The organism is Pseudomonas macauensis (assembly GCF_047902425.1).
GTDB lineage: Bacteria > Pseudomonadota > Gammaproteobacteria > Pseudomonadales > Pseudomonadaceae > Pseudomonas.
The window spans coordinates 4555755-4578161 of the sequence record NZ_CP138377.1 but is presented as its reverse complement, the minus strand read 5'-3'; the positions used below and the strand labels follow the sequence as shown (position 1 = coordinate 4578161).

Genomic DNA, 22407 nt, shown 5'->3' with positions numbered 1-22407 from the left:
ACTCAGGGCAAAGCTGTAGGAGCATTCGTACAGTTTGAGGGTCAGAGCGCTTCGACGAACGCACCCGTGCGGTGCGTTCGTTCTTCAATTCTGCAAGGAGGCTTCATGCCGTTCATTCGATTCACCCTCCCCACTGCGCTGCTGCTCAGCGCCACCGCCACCCTGGCCCATGCGGCCAAGCTCGAAGACGTCGCGCCCTATCCCAAGGCCGAGGACGGTTTCGTCCGCCAGGTCATCCACCTGCCCAAGCAGACCCACGAAGAAGACTTCAAGGTCGAGATCCTGGCCGGCAAGACGCTGACTGTCGACTGCAACCGCCAGCGCCTGGGCGGCACCCTGGAAGAGAAGACCCTGGAAGGCTGGGGCTACTCCTACTACCGCCTGGACAAGGTCAGTGGCCCCGCCAGCACGATGATGGCCTGCCCGGACGGCAAGACCCGCAAGGACTTCGTGCCGGTGGTCGGCGACGGCTTCGTGCTGCGCTACAACAGCAAGCTGCCGATCGTGGTCTATGCGCCGAAGGATGTGGAAGTGCGCTATCGCATCTGGTCGGCGTCCGAGAAGGTCCAGCACGCCCGCGCCGAGTAACCCGTCTCCTGTAGGAGCGAGCTTGCTCGCGAACAAACGCCTCGTCGGCCCCAAAGCCTGACACGTTCGCGAGCAAGCACCCGGCGCCGCCCCGTCTCCTGAGAAGGCGCCGAACGAGCATTGCCGCTACGCTGAGCCGACCCCTCGAAGGACTGGCTGCTCGAATGGAGACCCCGATGAACGCCAAACAACGCACCGACCTGGTGAGCCTGCTGCAAGCACGCTTCGAAAAACACGCAAACCGCCACCCAGGCATCGACTGGGCCCAGGTGCAGACCCGCCTGGAGTCCAGCCCGGAGAAACTGCGTTCGCTGCAGGAAATGGAGAACACCGGCGGCGAACCGGACGTGGTCGGCCAGGACGAGGCCACCGGCGAATACCTCTTCGTCGACTGCTCCCCGGAGAGCCCCGCCGGCCGCCGCAGCCTCTGCTTCGATCGCGAGGCGCTGGACGCCAGGAAAGAGAACAAGCCCACCGGTAGCGCTGTGGAGCAGGCCGAGGCCATGGGCATCTCGCTGCTCAGCGAAGCGCAGTATCGCGAACTGCAGAAGCTCGGCGAGTTCGACCTCAAGACCTCCAGCTGGGTGCAGACCCCGCCGGCCATTCGCAAGCTCGGTGGCTCGCTGTTCTGCGACCGCCGCTACGACACCGTGTTCGTCTACCACAACGGCGCGCAGTCCTATTACGCCGCGCGTGGGTTCCGTGGTGTGTTGCGGGTCTGACGTCGTTTGCTCTTTGTCAGGGCGGGCCCGCAAACCGCGACAGCAATCTCCGCACGGGATGCACCTACGAGATCAAGAGCACCTCGCCCAGCTGACGTTATCCGCCGATTGACCTTGGTTGCAGAGCGCTCCGGACTCGATCTTGAAGCTGTCGTTCAGCAGCGGTGTATCGGCGTACAACCGCGAACGGTTGTACGCCCTACGTTGGCGATGCGCTTTGGCCGCCGACCAGTACCTGTTGTTCGCGTTCGCACAGTTCGAGCAGAAAATCCCACACCAATCTCAGCCGCACCGACCGGTGCAGCTCCCGCCGCGTGCACATCCAGTATTCCCGTTCGATGAATTCCTCCGGCAGCACCGGCACCAGCAGCGGGTCGTGCAGGCCCATGTACTGGGGAAGGATGGCGATACCGATGCCGGCCTGGGCGGCCTGTTGCTGGGCGACAACGCTGGTGCTGCGGAACACCACCTGCGGGTGGCGGCAGAAGCTGTGGTGGAACAGCAGTTCCTGGCTGAACAGCAGGTCGTCGACGTAGCCGATCCAGGGATGCCGGCTCAGGTCCTCGCGGTCGCGCAGGGGTGGGGCGGAGGCGAGGTAGGCGGGGCTGGCGAACAGGCTCAGGCGGTAGCGGGTGAGACGGCGGCTGATGACCAGGTCGGCGCTGGGGCGCTCCAGGGTGATGGCGATGTCCGCCTCGCGGTTGGTGATGCTGACGAAGCGCGGCACCGAGACCAGTTCCACTTCCAGCCCCGGGTAGCGGCGCATCAGTTCGCCCATGCGCGGGGCGAGGAACATGGTGCCCAGGCCTTCGGTGACGCCGATGCGGATCTGCCCCAGCGGCGAGATGGCCTGGCTCATCTCCTCCTGGGCGAGCAGGGCGGTGTTCTCCATGGCCTCGGCGTGCTTGAGCAGCGCCTGCCCGGCGGGGGTGAGCTGGTAGCCGCCGGTGTGCTGGGCGAAGAGCTGGGTGCCGAGGTCGCGCTCGATGTTCTCGATATGCCGCGCCACGGTGGCGTGGGTGGTGCCCAAGCGCTTGGCGGTGGTCAGCAGGCGGCCGCTGCGGTGCAGCTCCAGGAAGTAGCGCAGGTCATTCCAGTCGAACATGGGTGGCTCTCGTTGTTAGAAAACAAACAATAGCTGACTCAAAACGATTGTTCTTTTATCAGGAACGAACGACTAGGCTCGGTCCTCATACAAAAAGAACAAGCACGACGAGGGACTTTCCATGCCTCAGGCACTGGATGCGTATGACTACCTGATCGTCGGTGCGGGCCCCTCCGGTTGCCTGCTGGCCAATCGTCTGTCCGCCGACCCTGCCAACCGCGTGCTGCTGCTCGAAGCCGGCGGCCCGGACAACTATCCCTGGATTCATATACCCGTCGGTTACCTCTACTGCATCGGCAACCCTCGCACCGACTGGTGTTTCGACACCGAGCAGGTGCCGGGCCTGAACGGCCGCGCCATCAAGTACCCCCGTGGGCGCACGCTCGGCGGCTGCTCCTCGATCAACGGCATGATCTACATGCGCGGCCAGGCGCTGGATTACGACGGCTGGGCCGCCGAGGGCAATCCCGGCTGGGGCTGGAACGACCTGCTGCCGCTGTTCATGAAGATGGAGGACCACTTCGCAGGTACCAGCGAACTGCATGGCTCTGGCGGCGAATGGCGGGTGGAGAAGCAGCGGCTGTCCTGGGCGATCCTCGATGCCTTCCGCGAGGCGGCGGCGCAGTCGGGTATTCCGTCGGTGGAGGACTTCAACGGCGGCGACAACGAAGGCTGCGGCTACTTCCAGGTGAACCAGCGCAGCGGCGTGCGCTGGAATGCGTCGAAAGCGTTCCTGCGACCTATCGCCAACCGTCCGAATCTCACCGTGCTGACCCACGTCGAGGCCCTCCGCGTGCTGCTGGAGAACGGCCGCGCCACCGGGCTGGAGGTGAACTGGCAGGGTGCGCGCCGCGAGCTGCGGGCCAGGCGCGAAGTGATCCTCTGCGCGGGCGCGATCAACTCGCCGGTACTGCTGCAACGCTCCGGCATCGGCCCGCGCGACCTGCTGGAGAAGCACGGCATCGGCGTGCGCCATGAGCTGTCCGGCGTCGGCGGCAACTTGCAGGATCACCTGCAACTGCGCCTGATCTACCGCATGAGCGGCGCGCCTTCGCTGAATCAGATCGCCTCGACGCTGTGGGGCAAGATGGGCATGGGCCTGGAGTACCTGTTCAAGCGCAGCGGCCCGCTGTCCATGGCGCCCAGCCAGCTCGGCGCCTTCGCCAAGTCCGACCCGGGCCAGCGCTCGGCCAACCTCGAATACCACGTGCAGCCGCTCTCCCTGGAACGCTTCGGCGAGCCGCTGCACAGCTTCCCAGCGTTCACCGCGTCGGTCTGCGACCTGCGGCCGCTGAGCCGGGGCTCGGTGACGCTGCGCTCGCTCGACCCGCGCGACAAGCCGATCATCCAGCCCAATTACCTGAGCCACCCGGAAGACCTGCGGGTGGCCGCCGACGCCATCCGCCTGACCCGGCGCATCGCCGCGGCGCCCGCGCTGGCGCGCTTCAACCCGGTGGAGTTCAAGCCCGGCCCGGATTACCAGAGCGAGGAAGACCTGCATCGCGCCGCCGCCGAGATCGGCACCACCATCTTCCACCCCGCCGGCACCTGTCGCATGGGACAGGGTGCGGGGGCGGTGGTGGACAGCCAGCTGCGGGTGCACGGCATTCCCGGCCTGCGCATCGCCGACGCCTCGATCATGCCCAGCCTGACCTCCGGCAACAGCTGTTCGCCGGTGCTGGTGATCGCCGAGAAGGCGGCGCAGATGATTTTGAGCGAACCCGCGCGCAACCCGGAGGTCATCCCCTCTAGTGCGCAAGCGCAGCAACAAGCTCCCGTGGCGTGACGGCGATCCCGTCGCCCACTGCTGTGACGTGAAACTCCGCTCCCTGCCGCCGAGGTGTCAGGCGGTTCGCGAGCAAGCGCTCCTACAAGGAGCAACGCCGAAACGCTATCGCGCGGTGTGAAAACCGCGGCAGTCGTGGCCGAAACAACAATAAGAGCCCCTGAAGGGGCAGGAGAGCCCGCAATGACCGATGTAGCGCAATCCAGTTCATACGAGCGGCATGTGTCGTCCCGCCGCGAAGAGCGCAAGGTGATCTTCGCCTCGTCGCTCGGCACGGTGTTCGAGTGGTACGACTTCTTCCTCTACGGCGCGCTGGCGGCGGTCATCAGCAAGCAGTTCTTCGCCGGGGTGAACGACACCACCGCCTTCATCTTCGCCCTGCTGGCCTTCGCCGCCGGCTTCCTGGTCCGGCCCTTCGGGGCGCTGGTGTTCGGTCGCCTGGGCGACATGATCGGGCGCAAGTACACCTTCCTCGCCACCATCCTGCTGATGGGCCTGTCGACCTTCGCCGTCGGCCTGCTGCCGTCCTACGCCACCATCGGCGTGGCCGCGCCGATCATCCTCATCGCGCTGCGCATGCTCCAGGGCCTGGCGCTGGGCGGCGAATACGGCGGCGCGGCGATCTACGTGGCCGAGCACGCCCCGGCCAACAAGCGCGGCAGCTACACCAGCTGGATCCAGTCCACCGCCACCGGCGGCCTGCTGTTGTCGCTGCTGGTGATCCTTACCTGCCGCCAACTGACCGGCGATGAGTTCGAAACCTGGGGCTGGCGCCTGCCGTTCCTGCTGTCGATCGTGCTGCTGGGCATTTCCACCTGGATTCGCCTGTCGATGCAGGAGTCTCCGGCGTTCCTGAAGATGAAGGCCGAGGGCAAGACCAGCAAATCGCCGCTCAAGGAGTCCTTCACCAACTGGAAGAATCTGCGCATCGTCCTTACCGCGCTGTTCAGCATCAACGCCGGGCAGGCGGTGACCTTCTACACCGCGCAGTTCTATGTGCTGTTCTTCCTCACCCAGGTGCTGAAGGTGGACGGCGCCCTGGCCAACGAACTGCTGATCGTCGCCCTGGTGATCGGCGCGCCGTTCTTCGTGGTGGCCGGCTGGCTGTCCGACAAGATCGGCCGCAAGCCGGTGCTGCTGGCGGGCCTGGCGCTGGCGGCGGTGGGCTACTTCCCGCTGTTCCAGGCGCTGACCCATTACGCCAACCCGCAGATCGACCAGGCCTCGCGCACGGCGCCGATCACCGTGATGGCAGACCCGGCGACCTGCACTTTCCAGTTCGACCCGGTGGGCAAGGCCAAATTCGACAGCCCCTGCGACCAGGTGAAGACGCTGCTGGTGAAGAGCGGTGTGCCCTACAGCAGCGAGGCCGCGCCGGCCGGTAGCGGCGTGGTGGTGACGGTGGGCGAGAAACGCATCGAAGGCTTCGACGCCGCCGCCCTGAGCGCTGCGGTGAAGGAGGCTGGCTACCCGGCCAAGGCGGATTCGTCGATGGTCAACAAGGGCATGGTGATCACCATCCTGGTGGCGCTGGTGCTGATCTCCTGCCTCTGCTACGGCCCGCTGGCGGCGCTGATGGTGGAGCTGTTCCCGACCCGCATCCGCTACACCTCGCTGTCGCTGCCTTACCACATCGGCAATGGCTGGTTCGGCGGCCTGCTGCCGACCCTGTCGTTCGCGCTGGTGGTGTACACCGGGGATATCTTCTACGGCCTGTGGTACCCGGTGCTGATTGCTGCCGTGAGCCTGGTCTGCGCACTGCTGTTCCTGCGCGAGACGCGCCACAACGACATCCATGCCGATTGATCGGTGAGCTTTTCACGAAGGGCGCCTGCGGGCTCCCTTCGTGTTCATTCGGCGCGATCCGGGCTCGCCTGGGCGGCGCCGCTGGAATACCCTTGCCGCATTGCCCGGTGCGCGTTGCGCCGGGGACCTTTGCGGAGATCCAGCGAACATGAGCCAGGCATTACTCACCGTTACCGTCAGCGCCGAGCACTGGGGGCGTGAAACCGAGGCGGTGGACAACGCGCGTGTGCCGGCCAGCCTGAGCGCGCCGGAGCCGGGCATCATCAAGCTGAGCTTCGACGGCCAGCTGGATGCGCCGGAGGAGCCCACCCATGTCTGCGTGACGCTGGACAACGGGTTGTCCTACTACGGCGAAATCCGCGATGGCGCGGCGAACGAACAGGGCGGTTGGCTGACGTTCGAGGGAGAGTTGATCGATCTGGAAGGGTTCTGAGTCCTCAACGGGGGCCTTGGGGGGCATACCGGTCAGGCCCGGCACGGCTCCCGTAGGAGCGGACTCTGTCCGCGATGCTCTTCTGAGTTGGGTGTTTCTGCGCCGCTTCGGCGTGTGCTGAGAGATTTTGTTTCGCCCCCTCGGGCGACCCACTTTGGCAAACGACCCAAAGTGGGCAAAAGTCTCTGCCCCATCATCCGGGTCCCGCTTCGCGGGACTCCCCTCGCTCCATCGAAGTTTCAGGGGCCCGCGTCGACGGGCCATCCATGGCCCAACGACGCTCTCGCGGCATCCATGCCGCTCAACCCCTGAAACTCCGATTCCACTCGGCCTCCTGAAGGGGCGCTCCGGAGTGCGCGGATACTTCGCTGGAAATCCTCAATAGCCAGAGCCAGAGCCAGAGCGGGAGTGCTCTTCGTAGGAGCGGACCTTGTCCGCGAAATCCATCGCGGATGACTCGGTGTCCCCTGGTGAACACCGGCGTCGTACGCCCGCGCAATTGCGGGCTCTGTCCTCGACGCATCGACAAAACGCGCCCAATAAAAAACCGGCCACATGGGCCGGTTTTTTACTGGCTGTGGATGACCCTCACTGCCGCGGGATCATGCCCTCGATACGCTTGGCGAAGGCATTGGCCAGATCGCCATCGGCCAACAGCAGCAGATAATCGTGATCCGACTTGGCCGCCGGGGCGATGCGGTATTTCAGGGTGCCGGACGCTACCTGCCCAACCACCGGCACCGACAGCGTGCCGACGCATTCCAGCACGCCGCTGTCCGGGTCCTTCTCGATGATCGCCACGTCCTTCAGCTCGGCCTTCGTCAGGGCGTCGGCCTGACTGGACAGCGAACCACTGAGGAAGATCTTCACCAACTGGTTCTTCACATCGTCCGACCCGCAGACCTTGGCCTGGTTACCGCCGCCGCAGGCGCTCAACAGCGCAGCGGCAGCCAGTACGGCCGACAATTTCAATACCTTCATCTATCCACCCCGTGGCGTTCCATGATGGCCATTGGATACATCAGCGTAGGAAAAATTCCCTGGTTAGACGACAAATCGCGCCACCCCGTCGTTCAGCCCAGCGTCAGCCACGCCAGCACGGCGTAGCGGCCCACCTTGGCCAGGGTCACCAGCAGCAGGAAACGCCAGAGCGGTTCGCGCATCACCCCGGCGATCAGGGTCAGCGGATCACCGATCAGCGGCGCCCAGCTCAGCAGCAACGACCAGCAACCAAAGCGCTGGTAGCGCACCTGGGCCTTTTCCAGCGCTTGCCGGCTGACCGGGAACCAGCGCTTGTCGTGCCAGCGCTCGATGCCGCGCCCCAGCAACCAGTTGACCAGCGAGCCGAGCACGTTGCCGAGGCTTGCGGCCAGCAGCAGCGACCAGAGCGGGTACTGCCCGCCAAGCAGCAGGCCCACCAGCACGGCTTCCGATTGCAGGGGCAGCAGGGTGGCGGCGCCGAAGGCCGAGAGGAACAGGCCGGCATGGGCGGCCAGGGCGAGGGACAGCATGGGGGAAGTGGGGCGACCTTGCAGGGCGGAAAAATGTGCTGAAAATTTGGAATAAGGAGGTGAGCTTTATGCGTCTCCAGATACTATATGTCTTATCTTGCTGAGGAATTAGTAGGAATTTGCATTTGCGGGCCTAAGCTCTTTCGAGTGCACTTCCATCGGCATGTCTCGACCATTTCTGGGGAACGCTGTGAAGAACTGGACTCTACGCCAACGCATCCTGGCCAGCTTTGCTGTCGTCATCGCGATCATGCTGCTGATGGTGGTGATCTCCTATATCCGCCTGCTGGACGTCGAAGACAGTACGAAGCGGGTCAGCGAGGACGCCATGCCGGGCACCTACGCCCTTACCACCGTGCGTTCGGCCTGGACCGACAGCATCCTGATGGTGCACATGCTGGTCGGCCTGAACGATGACAAGCCGCTCGACGCAACGGACCGCCAGGCGTTCTCCTCCAACCATGATGTGCTGTTCGAGCGCATCGCCAGGTACGAAGTGACCATCCATGAGGATGACGACCGCCAGATGCTGGGACGCTTCAAGCAGGAGGCACAGAGCTATGAAACGCTTCTGACCGAGGTGCTGAATACGTACGGCGATGACCGCGCCGCGGCACGCAAGATGATTCTGGAGAAGCTGGACCCGGCCTGGGATGCGGGACGCAAGACGCTCAACGAACTGATCGACCTGAACAAGCGGATCGCCGATGCGGCGGCTGATAAAATCGTCGTCGAAGTGCAGCGGGCCAAGCTCATCATGCTGGTGTCGTTGCTGCTGGCCATCGTCGTGGCTGGTATCTGCGGCCTCCTGCTGATGCGCGCCATCACCGAACCGGTGCGTCAGGTCGTACGCGGGCTGGGTTCGATGGGGGGCGGTGACCTGACCACTCGCCTGGCGCTGGAGCGCAACGACGAGTTCGGCGTGATCGAAACCGGCTTCAACGGCATGGCCGAGGAACTCAAGTCGCTGGTGGCGCAGGCCCAGCGCTCGGCCATCCAGGTCACCACCTCGGTGACCGAGATCGCCGCCACCTCCAAGCAGCAACAGGCCACCGCCACCGAGACGGCCGCCACCACCACCGAGATCGGCGCCACCTCGCGGGAAATCGCCGCCACCTCGCGCGACCTGGTGCGCACCATGACCGAGGTGTCCTCGGCTGCCGAACAGACTTCCACCCTGGCCGGCTCCGGCCAGTTGGGCCTGGCGCGCATGGAAGAGACCATGCACCACGTGATGGGCGCCGCCGAGCTGGTCAACGCCAAGCTTGCGATCCTCAACGAGCGCGCCGGCAACATCAACCAGGTGGTCACCACCATCGTCAAGGTGGCCGACCAGACCAACCTGCTCTCGCTCAACGCCGCCATCGAGGCGGAGAAGGCCGGCGAGTACGGCCGTGGTTTCGCCGTGGTGGCCACCGAAGTGCGCCGCCTGGCCGACCAGACCGCCGTAGCCACCTACGACATCGAGCAGATGGTGCGTGAAATCCAGTCCGCCGTGTCCGCCGGCGTGATGGGCATGGACAAGTTCTCCGAGGAAGTGCGCCGCGGCATCGCCGAAGTCGGCCAGGTCGGCGAGCAACTGTCGCAGATCATCCAGCAGGTGCAGGCGCTGGCGCCGCGCGTGCAGATGGTCAACGAAGGCATGCAGGCCCAGGCCACTGGCGCCGAGCAGATCAACCAGGCGCTGGTGCAATTGGGCGAGGCCACCGGACAGACCGTGGAATCGCTGCGCCAGGCCAGCTTCGCCATCGATGAGTTGAACCTGGTAGCCAACGGACTGCGCAATGGCGTCTCCCGCTTCAAAGTCTGACGCGTCGGTGGCGGGCAGGCTCTACCTGCAGTTCCGCCTCGGCGCGGACCGTTATGCGCTGGACGTGCACGACGTCCTCGAAGTGCTGCCCTTGCCGGCACTCAAGCGCCTGCCCGAGGCGCCGGCCTGGGTCGCCGGGCTGTACGCCCATCGCGGCGAACTCCTGCCGGTGCTCGACCTCAGCCAGCTCGCCTTCGGCCACAGCGCGCCCCGGCGCACCAGCACGCGTCTGGTGCTGGTGCGCTATCGCGTGGAGGCGCAGGCCATCGTGCAGCACCTGGGGCTGATCCTGGAGCAGGCCACTCACACCCTGCGTCGCGATCCGGCGGCGTTTCGCGACTATGAACTGGAAAACGGCAGCGCCCGTTACCTCGGTCCGGTGCTGGAGGACGAACAGGGGCTGTTGCAGTGCGTACGAGTCGACCAGTTGCTGACCGATGAGGCGCGCGAGCGTCTGTTGCGTGACGCCGGGAGTGCGGCATGAACGACCCGCGCATCGCCCAGCTGCTCAAGGAGCGCATCGGCCTGGATGCGGAGTCCGTCGGCGAGGCGGTGATCGGCCGCGCCATACGGCAGCGCAGCACCAAGGTTGCCGGGGGCGATGTCGGGCTTTACTGGGAATGCCTGCAGGCGTCCGCCGAAGAGGTGCAGGCGCTGATCGAAGCGGTGATCGTTCCGGAGACCTGGTTCTTCCGCTACCCGGAGTCGTTCGCCGCGCTGGCCAAACTGGCCGGTCGCCGCGTCTGCGAGCTGGCCGGGGCGCGCCCCTTGCGCCTGCTTAGTCTGCCGTGTTCGTCGGGCGAGGAGCCCTATTCGATGGTCATGGCGCTGCTCGATGCGGGGCTGGCGCCTTCGGCCTTCCAGGTCGACGCGTTGGATGTCAGCCGCTCGGTGCTCGAGCGCGCCGAGGAGGGCCGCTACGGCCGCAATTCCTTCCGTGGCGACAACCTGAGCTTCCGTGACCGCTACTTCACCGGCGAGAACGGTGACTTCCAGATCAGCGAGGCGGTGCGGTCGAAAGTGCAGTTCCGCGTGGGCAACCTGCTGGCGCCTGCGCTTTTGGCCGACGAGGCGCCCTATGACTATGTGTTCTGCCGCAACCTGCTGATCTATTTCGACCGCGTCACCCAGGAGCGGGTGGTGGACGTGCTGCGCCGCCTGGCCCGCGAGGACGGGGTGCTGTTCATTGGCCCCGCCGAGGCCAGCCTGTTGTCTCGCCAGGGGCTGCGACCGCTGGGCGTGGCGCAGTCCTTCGCCTTTCCGCTGGACAACCCGGCGCCGTCGGCGCGCCCGGCCTTCGTGCCGCCCTCGCCCAAACACATCCCGGCGCCACCCAGACCCAGCGCCGTGTCGACTCGCCCGCGCCACCCCAGGCCAAACGCCTCGCCACCCGCTGCCACCTCGCCCCAGCGCGCCGTGCCGGCCAGCAGCGGTCTGGCGGACATCGCCCGGCTCGCCAATTCCGGGCAGACCGCCGAGGCCCGCCAGCGTTGCGAGGCGTTGCTCGCGGAGCAGGGGCCCAGCGCCGAAGCTTTCTACTGGCTGGGGCTGCTCAGCGACGCCCAGGGGCAGGGTGCGCAAGCGCAGGGCTACTACCGCAAGGCGCTGTACCTGCAACCCGATCATCAGGAAAGCCTCCTGCATCTGGCCGCGCTGCTCGCCGCCCAGGGCGACGCGGAGGGAGCCCGGCGCCTGCAGGAGCGCGCCGCGCGAGGAGTGAAGCGCGATGCCTGAGCACGACTACGAACTACAACTGGATGCCCGCGCCGAACCGGTGGACGACTGCTGGAACCGTATTGGCGTGCGCGGCGACAAGTCCTGCGCGCGCCTGCCCGAGCACATCCACTGCCGCAACTGCCCGGTCTACGCGGCAGCCGCCATTCGCCTGCTGGACCGCTATTCGCTGGGCGACGAGTCCGCCGCGCGGGCGCCGCAGGCCGATGAAGCGGCGCCGGTGGAGGGGCGTGCCTACCTGATCTTCCGTCTCGGCGATGAATGGCTGGGGCTGCCGACCCGTGCCCTGGCGGAGGTCGCCTCCGAATCGGCGGTGCACTCCCTGCCGCACCAGCGCTCGCCGGCATTGCTGGGCGTGGCGAACGTGCGCGGTACCCTGGTGGCCTGCATCTCGCTGGGCGAACTGCTCGGCCTCGACCGCCGCACCGCCGCCACCGAGGGCCGGCGGGTGGTGCCACGCATGCTGATCCTGGCGGCCTCCAGCGGCCCGGTGCTGTCGCCGGTGGACGAGGTGGACGGCATTCACACCCTGGACAGCGACGCCGTAGTCGCCGCTTCCGGGCAGTCGCTGGCCGCCAATGATCGCTTCACCCACGGTGTGTTGCAGTGGAGTGGACGCAGTGTCCGCCTGCTCGACCCCGAGGCGTTGCTCGAAGCCGCCACCCGGAGCCTCGCATGACGCCGGACCAGATGAAGGATGCCTCGATGCTGGAGCTGTTCCGCCTGGAGGCGGAGGCCCAGACGCAGGTGCTCAATCAGGGCCTGCTGGCGCTGGAGCGTAACCCGACCCAGGCCGACCAGCTGGAAGCCTGCATGCGCGCCGCCCATTCGCTCAAGGGCGCGGCGCGGATCGTCGGGCTGGATGCCGGCGTGCAGGTCGCCCATGTGATGGAAGACTGCCTGGTCGGCGCCCAGGAGGGTCGCCTGTTGCTGGCGCCGGAACACATCGATGCGCTGCTGGCCGGCACCGATATCCTGCTGCACATCGCCGACGCCCAGGCCGACCGCGCCGAGCGGGCTCAGCAGCAGGTCCCGGCCATGGTGGAGCGCCTGCAGGCGCTGGTGAGCGGGGAGGTCCCGGTACGCGCCACAGCTCCCGTTCCGCCTCCAGAGCCTGCGCCCGTGGAAGCGGCGGCGTCGGTGCCGCCGGCCGAGCCCGAAGTTGCTGTCGAGCCGGCGCCGCGTCGCCGCTCCAGTGACAGTGATGAGGTAGGCGACCGCGTCCTGCGGGTCACCGCTGAACGTCTCAACCAACTGCTCGACTATTCCAGCAAGGCGCTGGTGGAATCCCAGCGGCTGAAGCCGCTGCTCGACTCGCTGCAGCGCCTGAAGCGCGTGCAGGCCAGCGCCAGTCGCGTGCTCGACGGCGCCCGCGATGCCGTCGGCGGCGCCAATCTCGATCCCGAGGCCCAGGCTTACCTGGCCGACGCGCGGAGGTTGGTCGGCGAGTGCCAGCAACTGCTCAGCGAACAGATCGCCGAGCTCGACGAATTCAGCTTCAAGGCAGGCCAGCGCGCCCAGTCGCTCTACGACACCGCGCTGGCCTGCCGCATGCGGCCCTTCTCCGATGTGCTCAGCGGGCAGACCCGGATGGTCCGCGACCTCGGCCGCTCGCTGGGCAAGAGCGTGCGCCTCGAGGTGCAGGGCGTTTCCACCCAGGTCGACCGCGAGGTGCTGGAGAAGCTCGAAGCGCCGCTTACTCACCTGCTGCGCAATGCCGTCGATCACGGCATCGAATCCCCCGAGGCGCGCCGCCAGGCCGGCAAGCCGGAGGAGGGGACCATCCAGCTGCTGGCCCGGCACCACGCCGGAATGCTGGTCCTGGAGCTGCACGACGACGGCGCGGGCGTGGATCTCGATCGCCTGCGCACGGCCATCATCCGCCGCCAACTGTCCACCGAGGAGACCGTGGCGCGGCTGACCGAGGACGAGCTGCTGACCTTCCTGTTCCTGCCCGGCTTCAGCATGCGCGAGCAGGTCACCGAGGTCTCCGGCCGTGGCGTCGGCCTGGACGCCGTTCAGCACATGGTGCGCCAGCTGCGCGGCGGCATCCGCATGGAGCAGGTGAGCGGGCAGGGCGCGCGCTTCCACCTGGAAGTGCCGCTGACGCTGTCCGTGGTGCGCAGCCTGGTGGTGACCATCGGCGGCGAGGCCTATGCCTTCCCGCTGGCGCACATCGAGCGCATGCGCCGCTTGGCGCCGGACGAGATCGTCCAGCTCGAAGGCCGCCAGCAGTTCTGGCACGAGGGCCGGCACCTGGGCCTGGTCGCGGCCAGTCAGTTGCTCCAGCGTCCCGAGGGGACCGCCAGCGACGACGAGATCGCCGTGGTGGTGATTCGCGAGCGCGACATGGCCTACGGCGTGGCGGTGGAGCGTTTCATCGGCGAGCGGACCCTGGTGGTGGTGCCGCTCGACCCGCGCCTGGGCAAGGTGCAGGATGTTTCCGCCGGCGCCCTGCTGGACGACGGCACGCCGGTGCTGATCCTCGATGTCGAGGACATGCTGCGTTCGGTGGAGAAGCTGCTGGCCACCGGTCGCCTGGAACGCATCGATTCCAGCAGCCGCCTGAGCGGCGCGGCGCGCAAGCGTGTGCTGGTGGTGGACGACTCGCTCACCGTGCGTGAGCTGGAGCGCAAGCTGCTGCTCGGTCGCGGCTACGATGTAGCGGTGGCGGTGGATGGCATGGACGGCTGGAACGCGCTGCGTTCGGAGCATTTCGACCTGGTCATCACCGACATCGACATGCCGCGCATGGACGGTATCGAGCTGGTGACCCTGATTCGCCGCGACAATCGCCTGCAGTCGCTGCCGGTGATGGTGGTCTCCTACAAGGACCGCGAAGAAGACCGGCGGCGCGGGCTCGACGCCGGCGCCGACTATTATCTGGCCAAGGCCAGCTTCCACGACGAGGCCCTGCTGGATGCGGTGGTCGACCTGATCGGAGGTGCATAGTGCGGATAGGGATCGTCAACGATATGCCCCTGGCGGTGGAGGCGATGCGCCGCGCGCTGGCGTTCGAGCCGGCGCACCGGGTGATCTGGGTCGCCTCCAATGGCGCGGAAGCCATCGAGATGTGCGCCGCGCAGAAGCCCGATGTGGTGCTGATGGACCTGCTGATGCCGGTGATGGACGGCGTCGAGGCCACCCGCCGGATCATGGCCCAGAGCCCCTGCGCGATCATCGTGGTCACCGTCGACCTGGAACAGAACATGACCCGGGTGTTCGACGCCATGGGCCATGGCGCGGTGGACGCGGTGAACACCCCGGCCATCGGCACCGGCGATGCCCAGGAGGCGGCCCGTCCGCTGCTGCGCAAGCTGCAGAACCTTGTCTGGCTGAATGCGCCGCGCGATACCCGTCCGACCACCACCATCGAGCCGCTGCGCAAGGGTGGCGGCGCGCGCAAGCTGGTAGCCATCGGCTCCTCTGCCGGCGGGCCGGCGGCGCTGGCCGAACTGTTCAGCCAGTTGCCGGCGAGCTTTCCCGCCGCCGTGGTCGTCGTGCAGCACGTCGATGAAGTGTTCGCCGCCGGCATGGCCGAGTGGCTTTCGACCCAGTCACGCATCCCGGTGCGCCTGGCCCGCCAGGGCGAGCCGCCGCAGCCCGGCTGCGTGCTGCTGGCCGGCACCAATCACCATATCCGTCTGCTGGGCAGCGGCGAGCTGGCCTACACCGCCGAACCGAGCAGCCATATCTACCGTCCGTCCATCGACGTGTTCTTCGACAGCGTGGTGGAGAACTGGGGTGGCGACGCCGTTGGCGTGCTGCTCACCGGCATGGGCCGCGACGGTGCCGAAGGACTCAAGCACATGCGCGAGCGTGGCTTCTTCACCCTGGCCCAGGATCAGGGCAGCAGTGCCGTCTACGGCATGCCAAAGGCCGCAGCGGCGATCGGCGCCGCCGTGGAGATACGTGCGCTGGGCGACATCGCTCGCCGTCTCGCCGACGTCTGCGGCTAGGAGCTTTCATGAACCCGACACAGAGTAACTACCCCGTGACCACTCCAGGCGATTCCGCCGTGATGGTGCTGCTGGTCGACGATCAGCCGATGATCGGCGAGGCCGTGCGCCGCGCCCTGGCGGACGATCCCAGCATCGATTTCCACTTCTGCGCGGATCCGCAGCAGGCGATTGCCCTGGCGATCCAGATCAAGCCGACGGTGATTCTCCAGGACCTGGTGATGCCCGGTGCCGACGGCCTGGCGCTGGTGCGCGACTACCGGGCCAACGTGGCGACCCGCGACATCCCGATCATCGTCCTGTCGACCAAGGAGGAGCCGTCGGTGAAGAGCGCGGCCTTCTCCGCCGGGGCCAATGACTACCTGGTCAAGCTGCCGGACGCCATCGAGCTGGTGGCGCGCATCCGCTACCACTCGCGCTCGTACCTGGCGCTGCTGCAGCGCGACGAGGCCTACCGTGCGTTGCGCGAAAGCCAGCAGCAGTTGCTGGAAACCAACCTGGTGCTGCAGCGGCTGATGAATTCCGACGGCCTCACCGGGCTGTCCAACCGCCGCCATTTCGACGAATACCTGGAGATGGAGTGGCGCCGCGCCCAGCGCGAGCAGAGCCAGCTATCGATCCTGTTGATCGACGTGGACCACTTCAAGCCCTACAACGATACCTTCGGCCACGTGCAGGGCGACGAGGCGTTGCGCCAGGTGGCGGCAGCGATCCGCGCCAGTTGCAGCCGCCCGTCGGACCTGCCTGCACGCTACGGCGGCGAAGAGTTCGTCCTGGTGCTGCCGGGCACCTCGCCAGGCGGCGCGCGCCTGCTGGCGGAAAAGCTGCGGCGCTCGGTGGAGGACCTGGGGATCGCCCACGAACTGCCGAATCCCGGCGCGTCGCTGACCATCAGCATCGGCGTGGCCACGGTAACGCCGCAGGCCGGCCAGCCTTACCGCCAGTTGATCGAGATGGCCGACGAGGCGCTCTACAACGCCAAGCACGGCGGCCGCAACCAGGTGGGAATCGCGGGCTGATCGACGGAGGAGGGCGGAGGAATCGACGGCGGTGCTTTGTCGTAAAGCCTGAAAGGCTTGCGAAAAATCACGTATACTTGCCGGCTTTTCTACGCCCTTTACCCGTGAGAGATGCCCGTCATGGAAATCCAACCGATCCTCAACAGCATCAAGGACCTCTCCGACCGTACCCAGTCCATTCGGGGGTATCTTTGACTACGATCTGAAACATGATCGTCTGATCGAAGTAAACCGCGAGCTGGAAGACCCGGCGGTCTGGAACAAGCCCGAATACGCCCAGAACCTGGGCCGCGAGCGCGCCATGCTGGCGCAGATCGTCGAAACCCTCGACGAGCTCACCGGCGGTCTGGCCGACTCCCGCGACCTGCTGGACATGGCGGTCGAGGAGAACGACGAAGGCGCCGTCGGCGACGTCGAGACCGAAGTCCAGCGCCTGCGCGAGATCCTCGAGAAGCTGGAGTTCCGCCGCATGTTCAGCGGCGAGATGGACCCGAACAACGCCTACCTGGACATCCAGGCCGGCTCCGGCGGCACCGAGGCCCAGGACTGGGCCAACATGTTGCTGCGCATGTACCTGCGCTGGGCCGACAAGCACGGCTTCAGCGCCGAGATCGTCGAGCTGTCCGAAGGCGAAGTCGCCGGCATCAAGGGCGCCACCGTGCACATCAAGGGCGAATACGCCTTCGGCTGGCTGCGCACCGAGATCGGCGTGCACCGCCTGGTGCGCAAGAGCCCGTTCGACTCCGGCAACCGTCGCCACACCTCGTTCACCGCGGTGTTCGTCTCGCCGGAAATCGATGACAACATCGAGATCGAGATCAATCCGGCCGACCTGCGCATCGACACCTACCGCTCCTCCGGCGCGGGCGGTCAGCACGTGAACACCACCGACTCGGCGGTGCGTATCACCCACGTACCGACCAACACCGTGGTGGCGTGCCAGAACGAACGCTCCCAGCACGCCAACAAGGACACCGCCATGAAGATGCTGCGGGCCCGGTTGTACGAGCAGGAGATGCAGAAGCGCAACGCCGCCTCGCAGGCGCTGGAAGACTCCAAGTCCGATATTGGCTGGGGCCACCAGATCCGTTCCTACGTGCTCGACCAGTCGCGCATCAAGGACCTGCGTACCGGCGTGGAACGCAGCGATTGCGACAAGGTGCTGGACGGCGACCTGGATGAGTATCTCGAGGCCAGCCTCAAACAAGGGCTCTGACGCGGAGTCCCCATGTAGGAGCGAGCTTGCTCGCGAACCCGTCAAGAGCTTCGCGAGCAAGCTCGCTCCTACGGTTACCTTCTTTTGAAATAGACGCCAGGCAGATAGAACGACCATGAGCGACCAACAACTCGACGCTACCGAACTGCAACAGGAAGAAAACAAGCTGATCGCCCAGCGCAAGGAAAAGCTTGCCGCCGTGCGTGAAGCCAAGGCCATCGCCTTCCCCAACGACTTCCGCCGCGCCGACTACTTCGCGGACCTGCAGAAACAGTACGAAACCGCGACCAAGGAAGAGCTGGAAGCCGCAGCCATCCCGGTCAAGGTCGCCGGTCGCATCATGCTCAACCGCGGTTCCTTCCTCGTCCTGCAGGACAGCAGCGGCCGCCTGCAGGCGTACGTCAACCGCAAGACCCTGCCGGAAGAAACCCTGGCCGAGATCAAGACCTGGGACCTGGGCGACATCATCGGCGCCGAAGGCACCCTGGCCCGTTCCGGCAAGGGCGACCTGTACGTCGAGATGACCAGCGTGCGCCTGCTGACCAAGTCCCTGCGCCCGCTGCCGGACAAGCACCACGGCCTGACCGACACCGAGCAGCGCTACCGCCAGCGCTACGTCGACCTGATGGTCAACGAGGAAACCCGCCACACCTTCCGCGTGCGTTCCCAGGTCATCGCCCACATCCGTCGCTTCCTGTCCGATCGCGGCTTCCTCGAAGTGGAAACCCCGATGCTGCAGACCATCCCCGGCGGCGCGGCGGCCAAACCCTTCCAGACCCACCACAACGCGCTGGACATGGCCATGTTCCTGCGTATCGCCCCGGAGCTGTACCTCAAGCGCCTGGTGGTCGGTGGCTTCGAGAAGGTCTTCGAGATCAACCGCAACTTCCGTAACGAAGGCGTTTCGACCCGGCACAACCCCGAGTTCACCATGCTCGAGTTCTACCAGGCCTACGCCGACTACGAAGACAACATGGACCTGACCGAAGAGCTGTTCCGCGAGCTGGCCCAGGCCGTGCTTGGCAGCACCGACGTGCCCTACGGCGACAAGGTCTTCCACTTCGGCGAGCCGTTCGCCCGCCTGTCCGTGTTCGACGCCATCCTCAAGTACAACCCGGAGCTCACCGCGGCTGACCTGAACGACGTCGAGAAGGCCCGCGCCATCGCCAAGAAGGCCGGCGCCAAGGTCCTCGGCCACGAAGGCCTGGGCAAGCTGCAGGTGATGATTTTCGAGGAACTGGTCGAGCACAAGCTGGAGCAGCCGCACTTCATCACCCAGTACCCGTTCGAAGTGTCCCCGCTGGCCCGCCGCAACGATAACGACCCGAGCGTCACCGACCGCTTCGAGCTGTTCATCGGTGGCCGCGAGATCGCCAACGCCTACTCCGAGCTCAACGACGCCGAAGACCAGGCCGAGCGCTTCATGCTGCAGGTCAAGGAGAAGGACGCCGGTGACGACGAGGCGATGCACTACGACGCCGACTTCGTCAACGCACTGGAATACGGCATGCCGCCCACCGCCGGCGAAGGCATCGGCATCGACCGCCTGGTGATGCTGCTGACCAACTCGCCGTCGATCCGCGACGTGATCCTGTTCCCGCACATGCGCCCGCAGGCGTAAGCGCTGGAACCAGTGGAAGAGGCCGCCTTTGGGCGGCCTTTTTCGTTTGCGCCTGGGGCCAGCCCTGCACGCGGCGGGACAACGCTTTTCGTAGGACCGAGGGGGACGCCCAGTCCTTGCTCGCGAACCCGCCCAGCGCCGATGCCACCGGGAAATCCGTTCGCGAGCAAGCTCGCTCCTACAAGGGCTCCCGACGAACCGTGCACTCGCACAAGTGGCTCGGACGTCATGTAGCACGTCATACACCCCAGGCCGGATATTCCGCCGCCCGCGTTGTCATGCCAGCCCCGTGCTGTTGCAATGAAACAAGCGCAAGGCGGCGATTGATTCCCCATCGAAAAGCCCGAACAATGCGCCATCAGGCCGCGCCGCCGGAGGTAATGCCAGTGACCCCAGTGTCCCCGCGAGACAGCGCCGCGCAAGTCGCCAGCGCCATCGCCGAAAGTGTCAAATACCAGGGCCGCAAGGCCAGCCGCCAGGGCAGCGAGCAGCGCCGCCAGGCGATCCTCGACGCCGCGCTGCGGATCATCGTCCGCGACGGCGTGCGCGCCGTGCGCCATCGTGCCGTCGCCGCCGAGGCCGGTGTGCCGCTGTCGGCCACCACCTACTACTTCAAGGACATCCAGGACCTCATCACCGACACCTTCGCGCTCTTCGTCGAACGCAGCGCCGAGGCGCTCTCGGCCTTCTGGGCCAGCGTCGAGGACGACCTGCAGGCGATGGCCGCAAGCCTCAGCCAGGACGACCCCCGCGCACGCCGCGCGCTGACCGACAATATCGTCGAGCTGGCGATCAAGTACGTGCAGGCGCAACTCACCTCGCGCCGCGAGCACCTGCTGGCCGAACAGGCGTTCCGCCAGGAGGCGCTGCTCAACCCGAGCCTGGTGGAGCTGGCGCAGCGGCACCGGCGCATCCTTTCCCTGGGCGTCGTGCATTTCTTCGAAGTGCTCGGCTCGAAGCAGCCGGAACAGGACGCCAAGGTGTTGACGGCCATCATCCTGCAGATGGAGTATCAGGGCCTGCTGGACGGGGCCGAGCACCTGCAGGTCGACGAAATGCGTGCCATCCTTAGCCGCTACCTCGACCTGGTGATGGGCCTGTAAGCATCGCAGCATTGCAACCCCGCCATCCGGCGGGGTTTTCGTATCGGAACTCCCGACGCCATTTTCCCTCCCATATGAGGGGCGACGGGACCTAAGGAGGGCGTGATGAAAGTCTGGCGTGCACTGCTGCTGTTGAGCATTTGCCTGCTCAGTGGCTGCCTGGTGACGTTCAAGGACCCGATTCCGGCCAACGAGGCTGCGCCGGCCCATCTGCTGGGCCAGTGGTCGCGGGTGAACGAGTACGGCGAGGAGCAGTTCCTCGAGGTCACCCGTTCCGGCTCCAACGTCTATCGCGCGATCAGTTACCTCGACAGCAAGGACAACACTGACAGCGTCGAGGACTTCGGCTTTACCGTCGCCCACCACGGCGAGCGCTGGTATCTCTCGGCCGGATTGCCCAAGAGCATGGGCGGCAACTTCGCCCTGGCCGGCTTCGAGATCACCGACAAGGACGAACTGGTGATCTATAACCTGGATGTCGAGCACATCCTGCAGGACATGGGCGAAGGCGCCCTGAAAGGGCAGAAGGTGGACACCGAGCAGGGCGAGGGCGCCCTGGTGACCAGCCCGCTGGCCCAGGTGATCGCCTACCTGAACGACCCGGCCAACTCGGACGTGTTCGTCGAAGCCCTGCGCTATTCGCGCGTGACTCCGGGAGAACGGCAATGACGCCGCGCCGCAAGCAGACCTCGCCCACCGAATACCAGCAGATCATCCGCGGCCTGTCCGACCGCATCGTCGAGGCGCAGACGCCGATCCGTGTGCTCGACGCCATCAAGTGGGACGACGGCATCCGTGACGACTTCCTCAAGGGCCGCGGCAAGCACGCGCCCAAGGTCGACCGCAGCTACTACGACGGGCGCCCGCTGGCCTTCGACGCCAGTGCCAAGAAGCAGGAATTCCAGAACATCGAGCGTGACATCACCCGCCACCTGGGGCAGTTCAACCCGGTCGGGCAGATCATGCGGCGCATGTGCAAGGAATACCGCATGGTGATCCGCATGCTCGAAGCGCGCGGCACCCAGGACTTCGGGCTGATCTCCCAGGAGCTCTATGGCTCGGCCTCCGACGCCTTCCACGCCGGCGACCCGACCCTGGCCGACCTCGGCCTGATGCTCTCGGACTACCTGAACAACATCGCCGACCGTGGCGACCTCAAGGACGAGCCCAAGACACTCACCGCCACGCAGGTGGTGGGGATGCTGCAGGAGCGCCTGAACAAGGTGTTCGACGACAAGGAAGACACCATTCGCGTCTTCGAGTCCGACGGCATCGTCGCGGACGCCGCGGCCGGCGCCGACTACATCAAGGTGCGCGCCGACGCGCTGTTCAACGAGCGCGACGTGCGCGCGCTGGAGGTCCACGAGGGCCTGGTGCACGTGGGCACCACCCTGAACGGGCTCAACCAGCCGATCTGCACCTTCCTCGCCAAGGGCCCGCCGTCCTCCACCGTGACCCAGGAAGGCCTGGCGATCCTGATGGAAGTGATCGCCTTCGCCTCCTATCCGACGCGCCTGCGCAAGCTCACCAACCGTACCCGCGCCATCCACATGGCGGAGGAGGGCGCGGACTTCCTCGAGGTATTCCACTTCTACCGCGAGCAGGGCTACAGCATGGAGAGCAGCTACCAGAACTCCAGCCGGGTGTTCCGGGGCTCGACGCCGGACGGCCTGCCGTTCACCAAGGACCTGTCGTACCTCAAGGGCTTCATCCTGATCTACAACTACATCCAGCTCGCCGTGCGCAAGGGCAAGCTGGAGCAGATCCCGCTGTTGTTCTGCGGCAAGGCCACCCTGGAGGACATGCGCACCCTGCGCCAGCTGGTGGACGAAGGCCTGGTGGTGCCGCCCAAGTACCTGCCGCCGCAGTTCCGCGACCTCAACGCGCTGTCGGCCTGGATGTGCTTCTCCAACTTCCTCAACCACCTCAGCCTCGACCGCATCGAGGCGGATTACGCCAATATCCTCTGAACGGCGCGCCCGCACGGATTCGCA

Annotated in this window: 20 protein-coding genes; 17 read left to right on the top strand and 3 right to left on the bottom strand. The window is 66.1% G+C overall.

Translation table 11 applies throughout. From position 1 onward, the window contains the following. Positions 1–105 precede the first annotated feature (105 nt). The gene (gene eco / locus SD196_RS20910; RefSeq protein WP_331316785.1) at positions 106–588 is read left to right on the top strand and encodes a serine protease inhibitor ecotin; all 483 of its coding nucleotides are present in this window, start codon (positions 106–108) and stop codon (positions 586–588) included. A gap of 176 nt (positions 589–764) precedes the next feature. After that, positions 765–1310, top strand: coding sequence for a DUF4256 domain-containing protein (locus SD196_RS20905; protein ID WP_331316787.1), 546 nt, complete (start codon positions 765–767; stop codon positions 1308–1310). A 199-nt stretch (positions 1311–1509) separates the two neighbouring features. Here SD196_RS20905 and SD196_RS20900 read toward each other — a convergent pair whose 3' ends face one another. Then, complete coding sequence (locus tag SD196_RS20900) at positions 1510–2415, bottom strand: LysR family transcriptional regulator (RefSeq protein ID WP_275608295.1); 906 nt, start codon at positions 2413–2415, stop codon at positions 1510–1512. Between the two features lie 121 nt (positions 2416–2536). On the opposite strand from SD196_RS20900, the gene SD196_RS20895 reads away from it, so the two are divergent. The 3 genes from SD196_RS20895 (at position 2537) to SD196_RS20885 (ending at position 6440) form a co-directional block, all read left to right on the top strand. After that, positions 2537–4201: a GMC family oxidoreductase gene (locus SD196_RS20895; protein WP_343572248.1), complete on the top strand. Its 1665-nt coding sequence runs from the start codon at positions 2537–2539 to the stop codon at positions 4199–4201. A gap of 183 nt (positions 4202–4384) precedes the next feature. After that, positions 4385–6007: an MFS transporter gene (locus SD196_RS20890; RefSeq protein ID WP_343572250.1), complete on the top strand. Its 1623-nt coding sequence runs from the start codon at positions 4385–4387 to the stop codon at positions 6005–6007. 148 nt (positions 6008–6155) lie between these two features. After that, positions 6156–6440, top strand: coding sequence for a hypothetical protein (locus SD196_RS20885; protein WP_275608292.1), 285 nt, complete (start codon positions 6156–6158; stop codon positions 6438–6440). Positions 6441–7028: 588 nt separating this feature from the next. On the opposite strand, the gene SD196_RS20880 is transcribed toward SD196_RS20885, so the two are convergent. Together SD196_RS20880 and SD196_RS20875 are read right to left on the bottom strand one after the other, a co-directional pair. After that, positions 7029–7421, bottom strand: coding sequence for a hypothetical protein (locus tag SD196_RS20880; RefSeq protein ID WP_343572253.1), 393 nt, complete (start codon positions 7419–7421; stop codon positions 7029–7031). A gap of 92 nt (positions 7422–7513) precedes the next feature. Continuing rightward, a complete protein-coding gene (locus SD196_RS20875) occupies positions 7514–7951 on the bottom strand; it encodes a YqaA family protein (protein WP_275608290.1) in 438 nt (145 codons plus the stop codon). Positions 7952–8141: 190 nt separating this feature from the next. Between SD196_RS20875 and SD196_RS20870 the strand changes: the two genes are divergently transcribed. From SD196_RS20870 to SD196_RS20815, 12 genes are all read left to right on the top strand, one after another. Beyond that, entirely contained in the window at positions 8142–9761 is a 1620-nt protein-coding gene (locus SD196_RS20870) for a methyl-accepting chemotaxis protein (RefSeq protein WP_275608289.1), read from the top strand. After that, a complete protein-coding gene (locus SD196_RS20865; protein WP_416310618.1) occupies positions 9736–10245 on the top strand; it encodes a chemotaxis protein CheW in 510 nt (169 codons plus the stop codon). The genes SD196_RS20870 and SD196_RS20865 overlap by 26 nt, the downstream gene beginning before the upstream one ends. Further along, positions 10242–11495: a CheR family methyltransferase gene (locus SD196_RS20860; RefSeq protein ID WP_416310617.1), complete on the top strand. Its 1254-nt coding sequence runs from the start codon at positions 10242–10244 to the stop codon at positions 11493–11495. Before SD196_RS20865 ends, SD196_RS20860 begins: the two co-directional genes overlap by 4 nt. Beyond that, positions 11488–12174 carry a chemotaxis protein CheW gene (locus tag SD196_RS20855; protein WP_416310616.1) on the top strand — a complete coding sequence of 229 codons (687 nt, stop codon included), beginning with the start codon at positions 11488–11490 and terminating at the stop codon, positions 12172–12174. Before SD196_RS20860 ends, SD196_RS20855 begins: the two co-directional genes overlap by 8 nt. Then, the gene (locus SD196_RS20850) at positions 12171–14447 is read left to right on the top strand and encodes a hybrid sensor histidine kinase/response regulator (RefSeq protein WP_275608285.1); all 2277 of its coding nucleotides are present in this window, start codon (positions 12171–12173) and stop codon (positions 14445–14447) included. Before SD196_RS20855 ends, SD196_RS20850 begins: the two co-directional genes overlap by 4 nt. Beyond that, positions 14447–15454 carry a chemotaxis response regulator protein-glutamate methylesterase gene (locus SD196_RS20845; RefSeq protein WP_343572262.1) on the top strand — a complete coding sequence of 336 codons (1008 nt, stop codon included), beginning with the start codon at positions 14447–14449 and terminating at the stop codon, positions 15452–15454. The genes SD196_RS20850 and SD196_RS20845 overlap by 1 nt, the downstream gene beginning before the upstream one ends. Positions 15455–15462: 8 nt before the next feature. After that, positions 15463–16473: a PleD family two-component system response regulator gene (locus tag SD196_RS20840; RefSeq protein WP_343572264.1), complete on the top strand. Its 1011-nt coding sequence runs from the start codon at positions 15463–15465 to the stop codon at positions 16471–16473. 120 nt (positions 16474–16593) lie between these two features. Beyond that, positions 16594–17689 (top strand): peptide chain release factor 2 gene (prfB, locus tag SD196_RS20835; RefSeq protein WP_275608282.1). Its coding sequence is split into 2 segments (ribosomal slippage): positions 16594–16665 and positions 16667–17689, totalling 1095 coding nucleotides; the frame shifts between segments, so codons are not numbered across the junction. A 115-nt stretch (positions 17690–17804) separates the two neighbouring features. Continuing rightward, positions 17805–19310: a lysine--tRNA ligase gene (gene lysS / locus SD196_RS20830; RefSeq protein ID WP_275608281.1), complete on the top strand. Its 1506-nt coding sequence runs from the start codon at positions 17805–17807 to the stop codon at positions 19308–19310. 386 nt (positions 19311–19696) lie between these two features. Beyond that, positions 19697–20413 carry a TetR/AcrR family transcriptional regulator gene (locus tag SD196_RS20825; RefSeq protein WP_275608280.1) on the top strand — a complete coding sequence of 239 codons (717 nt, stop codon included), beginning with the start codon at positions 19697–19699 and terminating at the stop codon, positions 20411–20413. 105 nt (positions 20414–20518) lie between these two features. Further along, positions 20519–21082 carry a hypothetical protein gene (locus SD196_RS20820; RefSeq protein WP_343572267.1) on the top strand — a complete coding sequence of 188 codons (564 nt, stop codon included), beginning with the start codon at positions 20519–20521 and terminating at the stop codon, positions 21080–21082. Then, positions 21079–22383 carry a flavohemoglobin expression-modulating QEGLA motif protein gene (locus tag SD196_RS20815; RefSeq protein ID WP_275608278.1) on the top strand — a complete coding sequence of 435 codons (1305 nt, stop codon included), beginning with the start codon at positions 21079–21081 and terminating at the stop codon, positions 22381–22383. The genes SD196_RS20820 and SD196_RS20815 overlap by 4 nt, the downstream gene beginning before the upstream one ends. The last annotated feature ends 24 nt before the right edge of the window (positions 22384–22407 follow it).

What these genes read in the sequence shown, in the direction of transcription:
- eco (WP_331316785.1), top strand. Translation starts at nt 106, where the DNA reads ATGCCGTTCATTCGATTCACCCTCCCCACTGCGCTGCTGCTCAGCGCC.
- SD196_RS20905 (WP_331316787.1), top strand. Translation starts at nt 765, where the DNA reads ATGAACGCCAAACAACGCACCGACCTGGTGAGCCTGCTGCAAGCACGC.
- SD196_RS20900 (WP_275608295.1), bottom strand. Translation starts at nt 2,415, where the DNA reads ATGTTCGACTGGAATGACCTGCGCTACTTCCTGGAGCTGCACCGCAGC.
- SD196_RS20895 (WP_343572248.1), top strand. Translation starts at nt 2,537, where the DNA reads ATGCCTCAGGCACTGGATGCGTATGACTACCTGATCGTCGGTGCGGGC.
- SD196_RS20890 (WP_343572250.1), top strand. Translation starts at nt 4,385, where the DNA reads ATGACCGATGTAGCGCAATCCAGTTCATACGAGCGGCATGTGTCGTCC.
- SD196_RS20885 (WP_275608292.1), top strand. Translation starts at nt 6,156, where the DNA reads ATGAGCCAGGCATTACTCACCGTTACCGTCAGCGCCGAGCACTGGGGG.
- SD196_RS20880 (WP_343572253.1), bottom strand. Translation starts at nt 7,421, where the DNA reads ATGAAGGTATTGAAATTGTCGGCCGTACTGGCTGCCGCTGCGCTGTTG.
- SD196_RS20875 (WP_275608290.1), bottom strand. Translation starts at nt 7,951, where the DNA reads ATGCTGTCCCTCGCCCTGGCCGCCCATGCCGGCCTGTTCCTCTCGGCC.
- SD196_RS20865 (WP_416310618.1), top strand. Translation starts at nt 9,736, where the DNA reads ATGGCGTCTCCCGCTTCAAAGTCTGACGCGTCGGTGGCGGGCAGGCTC.
- SD196_RS20860 (WP_416310617.1), top strand. Translation starts at nt 10,242, where the DNA reads ATGAACGACCCGCGCATCGCCCAGCTGCTCAAGGAGCGCATCGGCCTG.
- SD196_RS20855 (WP_416310616.1), top strand. Translation starts at nt 11,488, where the DNA reads ATGCCTGAGCACGACTACGAACTACAACTGGATGCCCGCGCCGAACCG.
- SD196_RS20850 (WP_275608285.1), top strand. Translation starts at nt 12,171, where the DNA reads ATGACGCCGGACCAGATGAAGGATGCCTCGATGCTGGAGCTGTTCCGC.
- SD196_RS20840 (WP_343572264.1), top strand. Translation starts at nt 15,463, where the DNA reads ATGAACCCGACACAGAGTAACTACCCCGTGACCACTCCAGGCGATTCC.
- lysS (WP_275608281.1), top strand. Translation starts at nt 17,805, where the DNA reads ATGAGCGACCAACAACTCGACGCTACCGAACTGCAACAGGAAGAAAAC.
- SD196_RS20820 (WP_343572267.1), top strand. Translation starts at nt 20,519, where the DNA reads ATGAAAGTCTGGCGTGCACTGCTGCTGTTGAGCATTTGCCTGCTCAGT.
- SD196_RS20815 (WP_275608278.1), top strand. Translation starts at nt 21,079, where the DNA reads ATGACGCCGCGCCGCAAGCAGACCTCGCCCACCGAATACCAGCAGATC.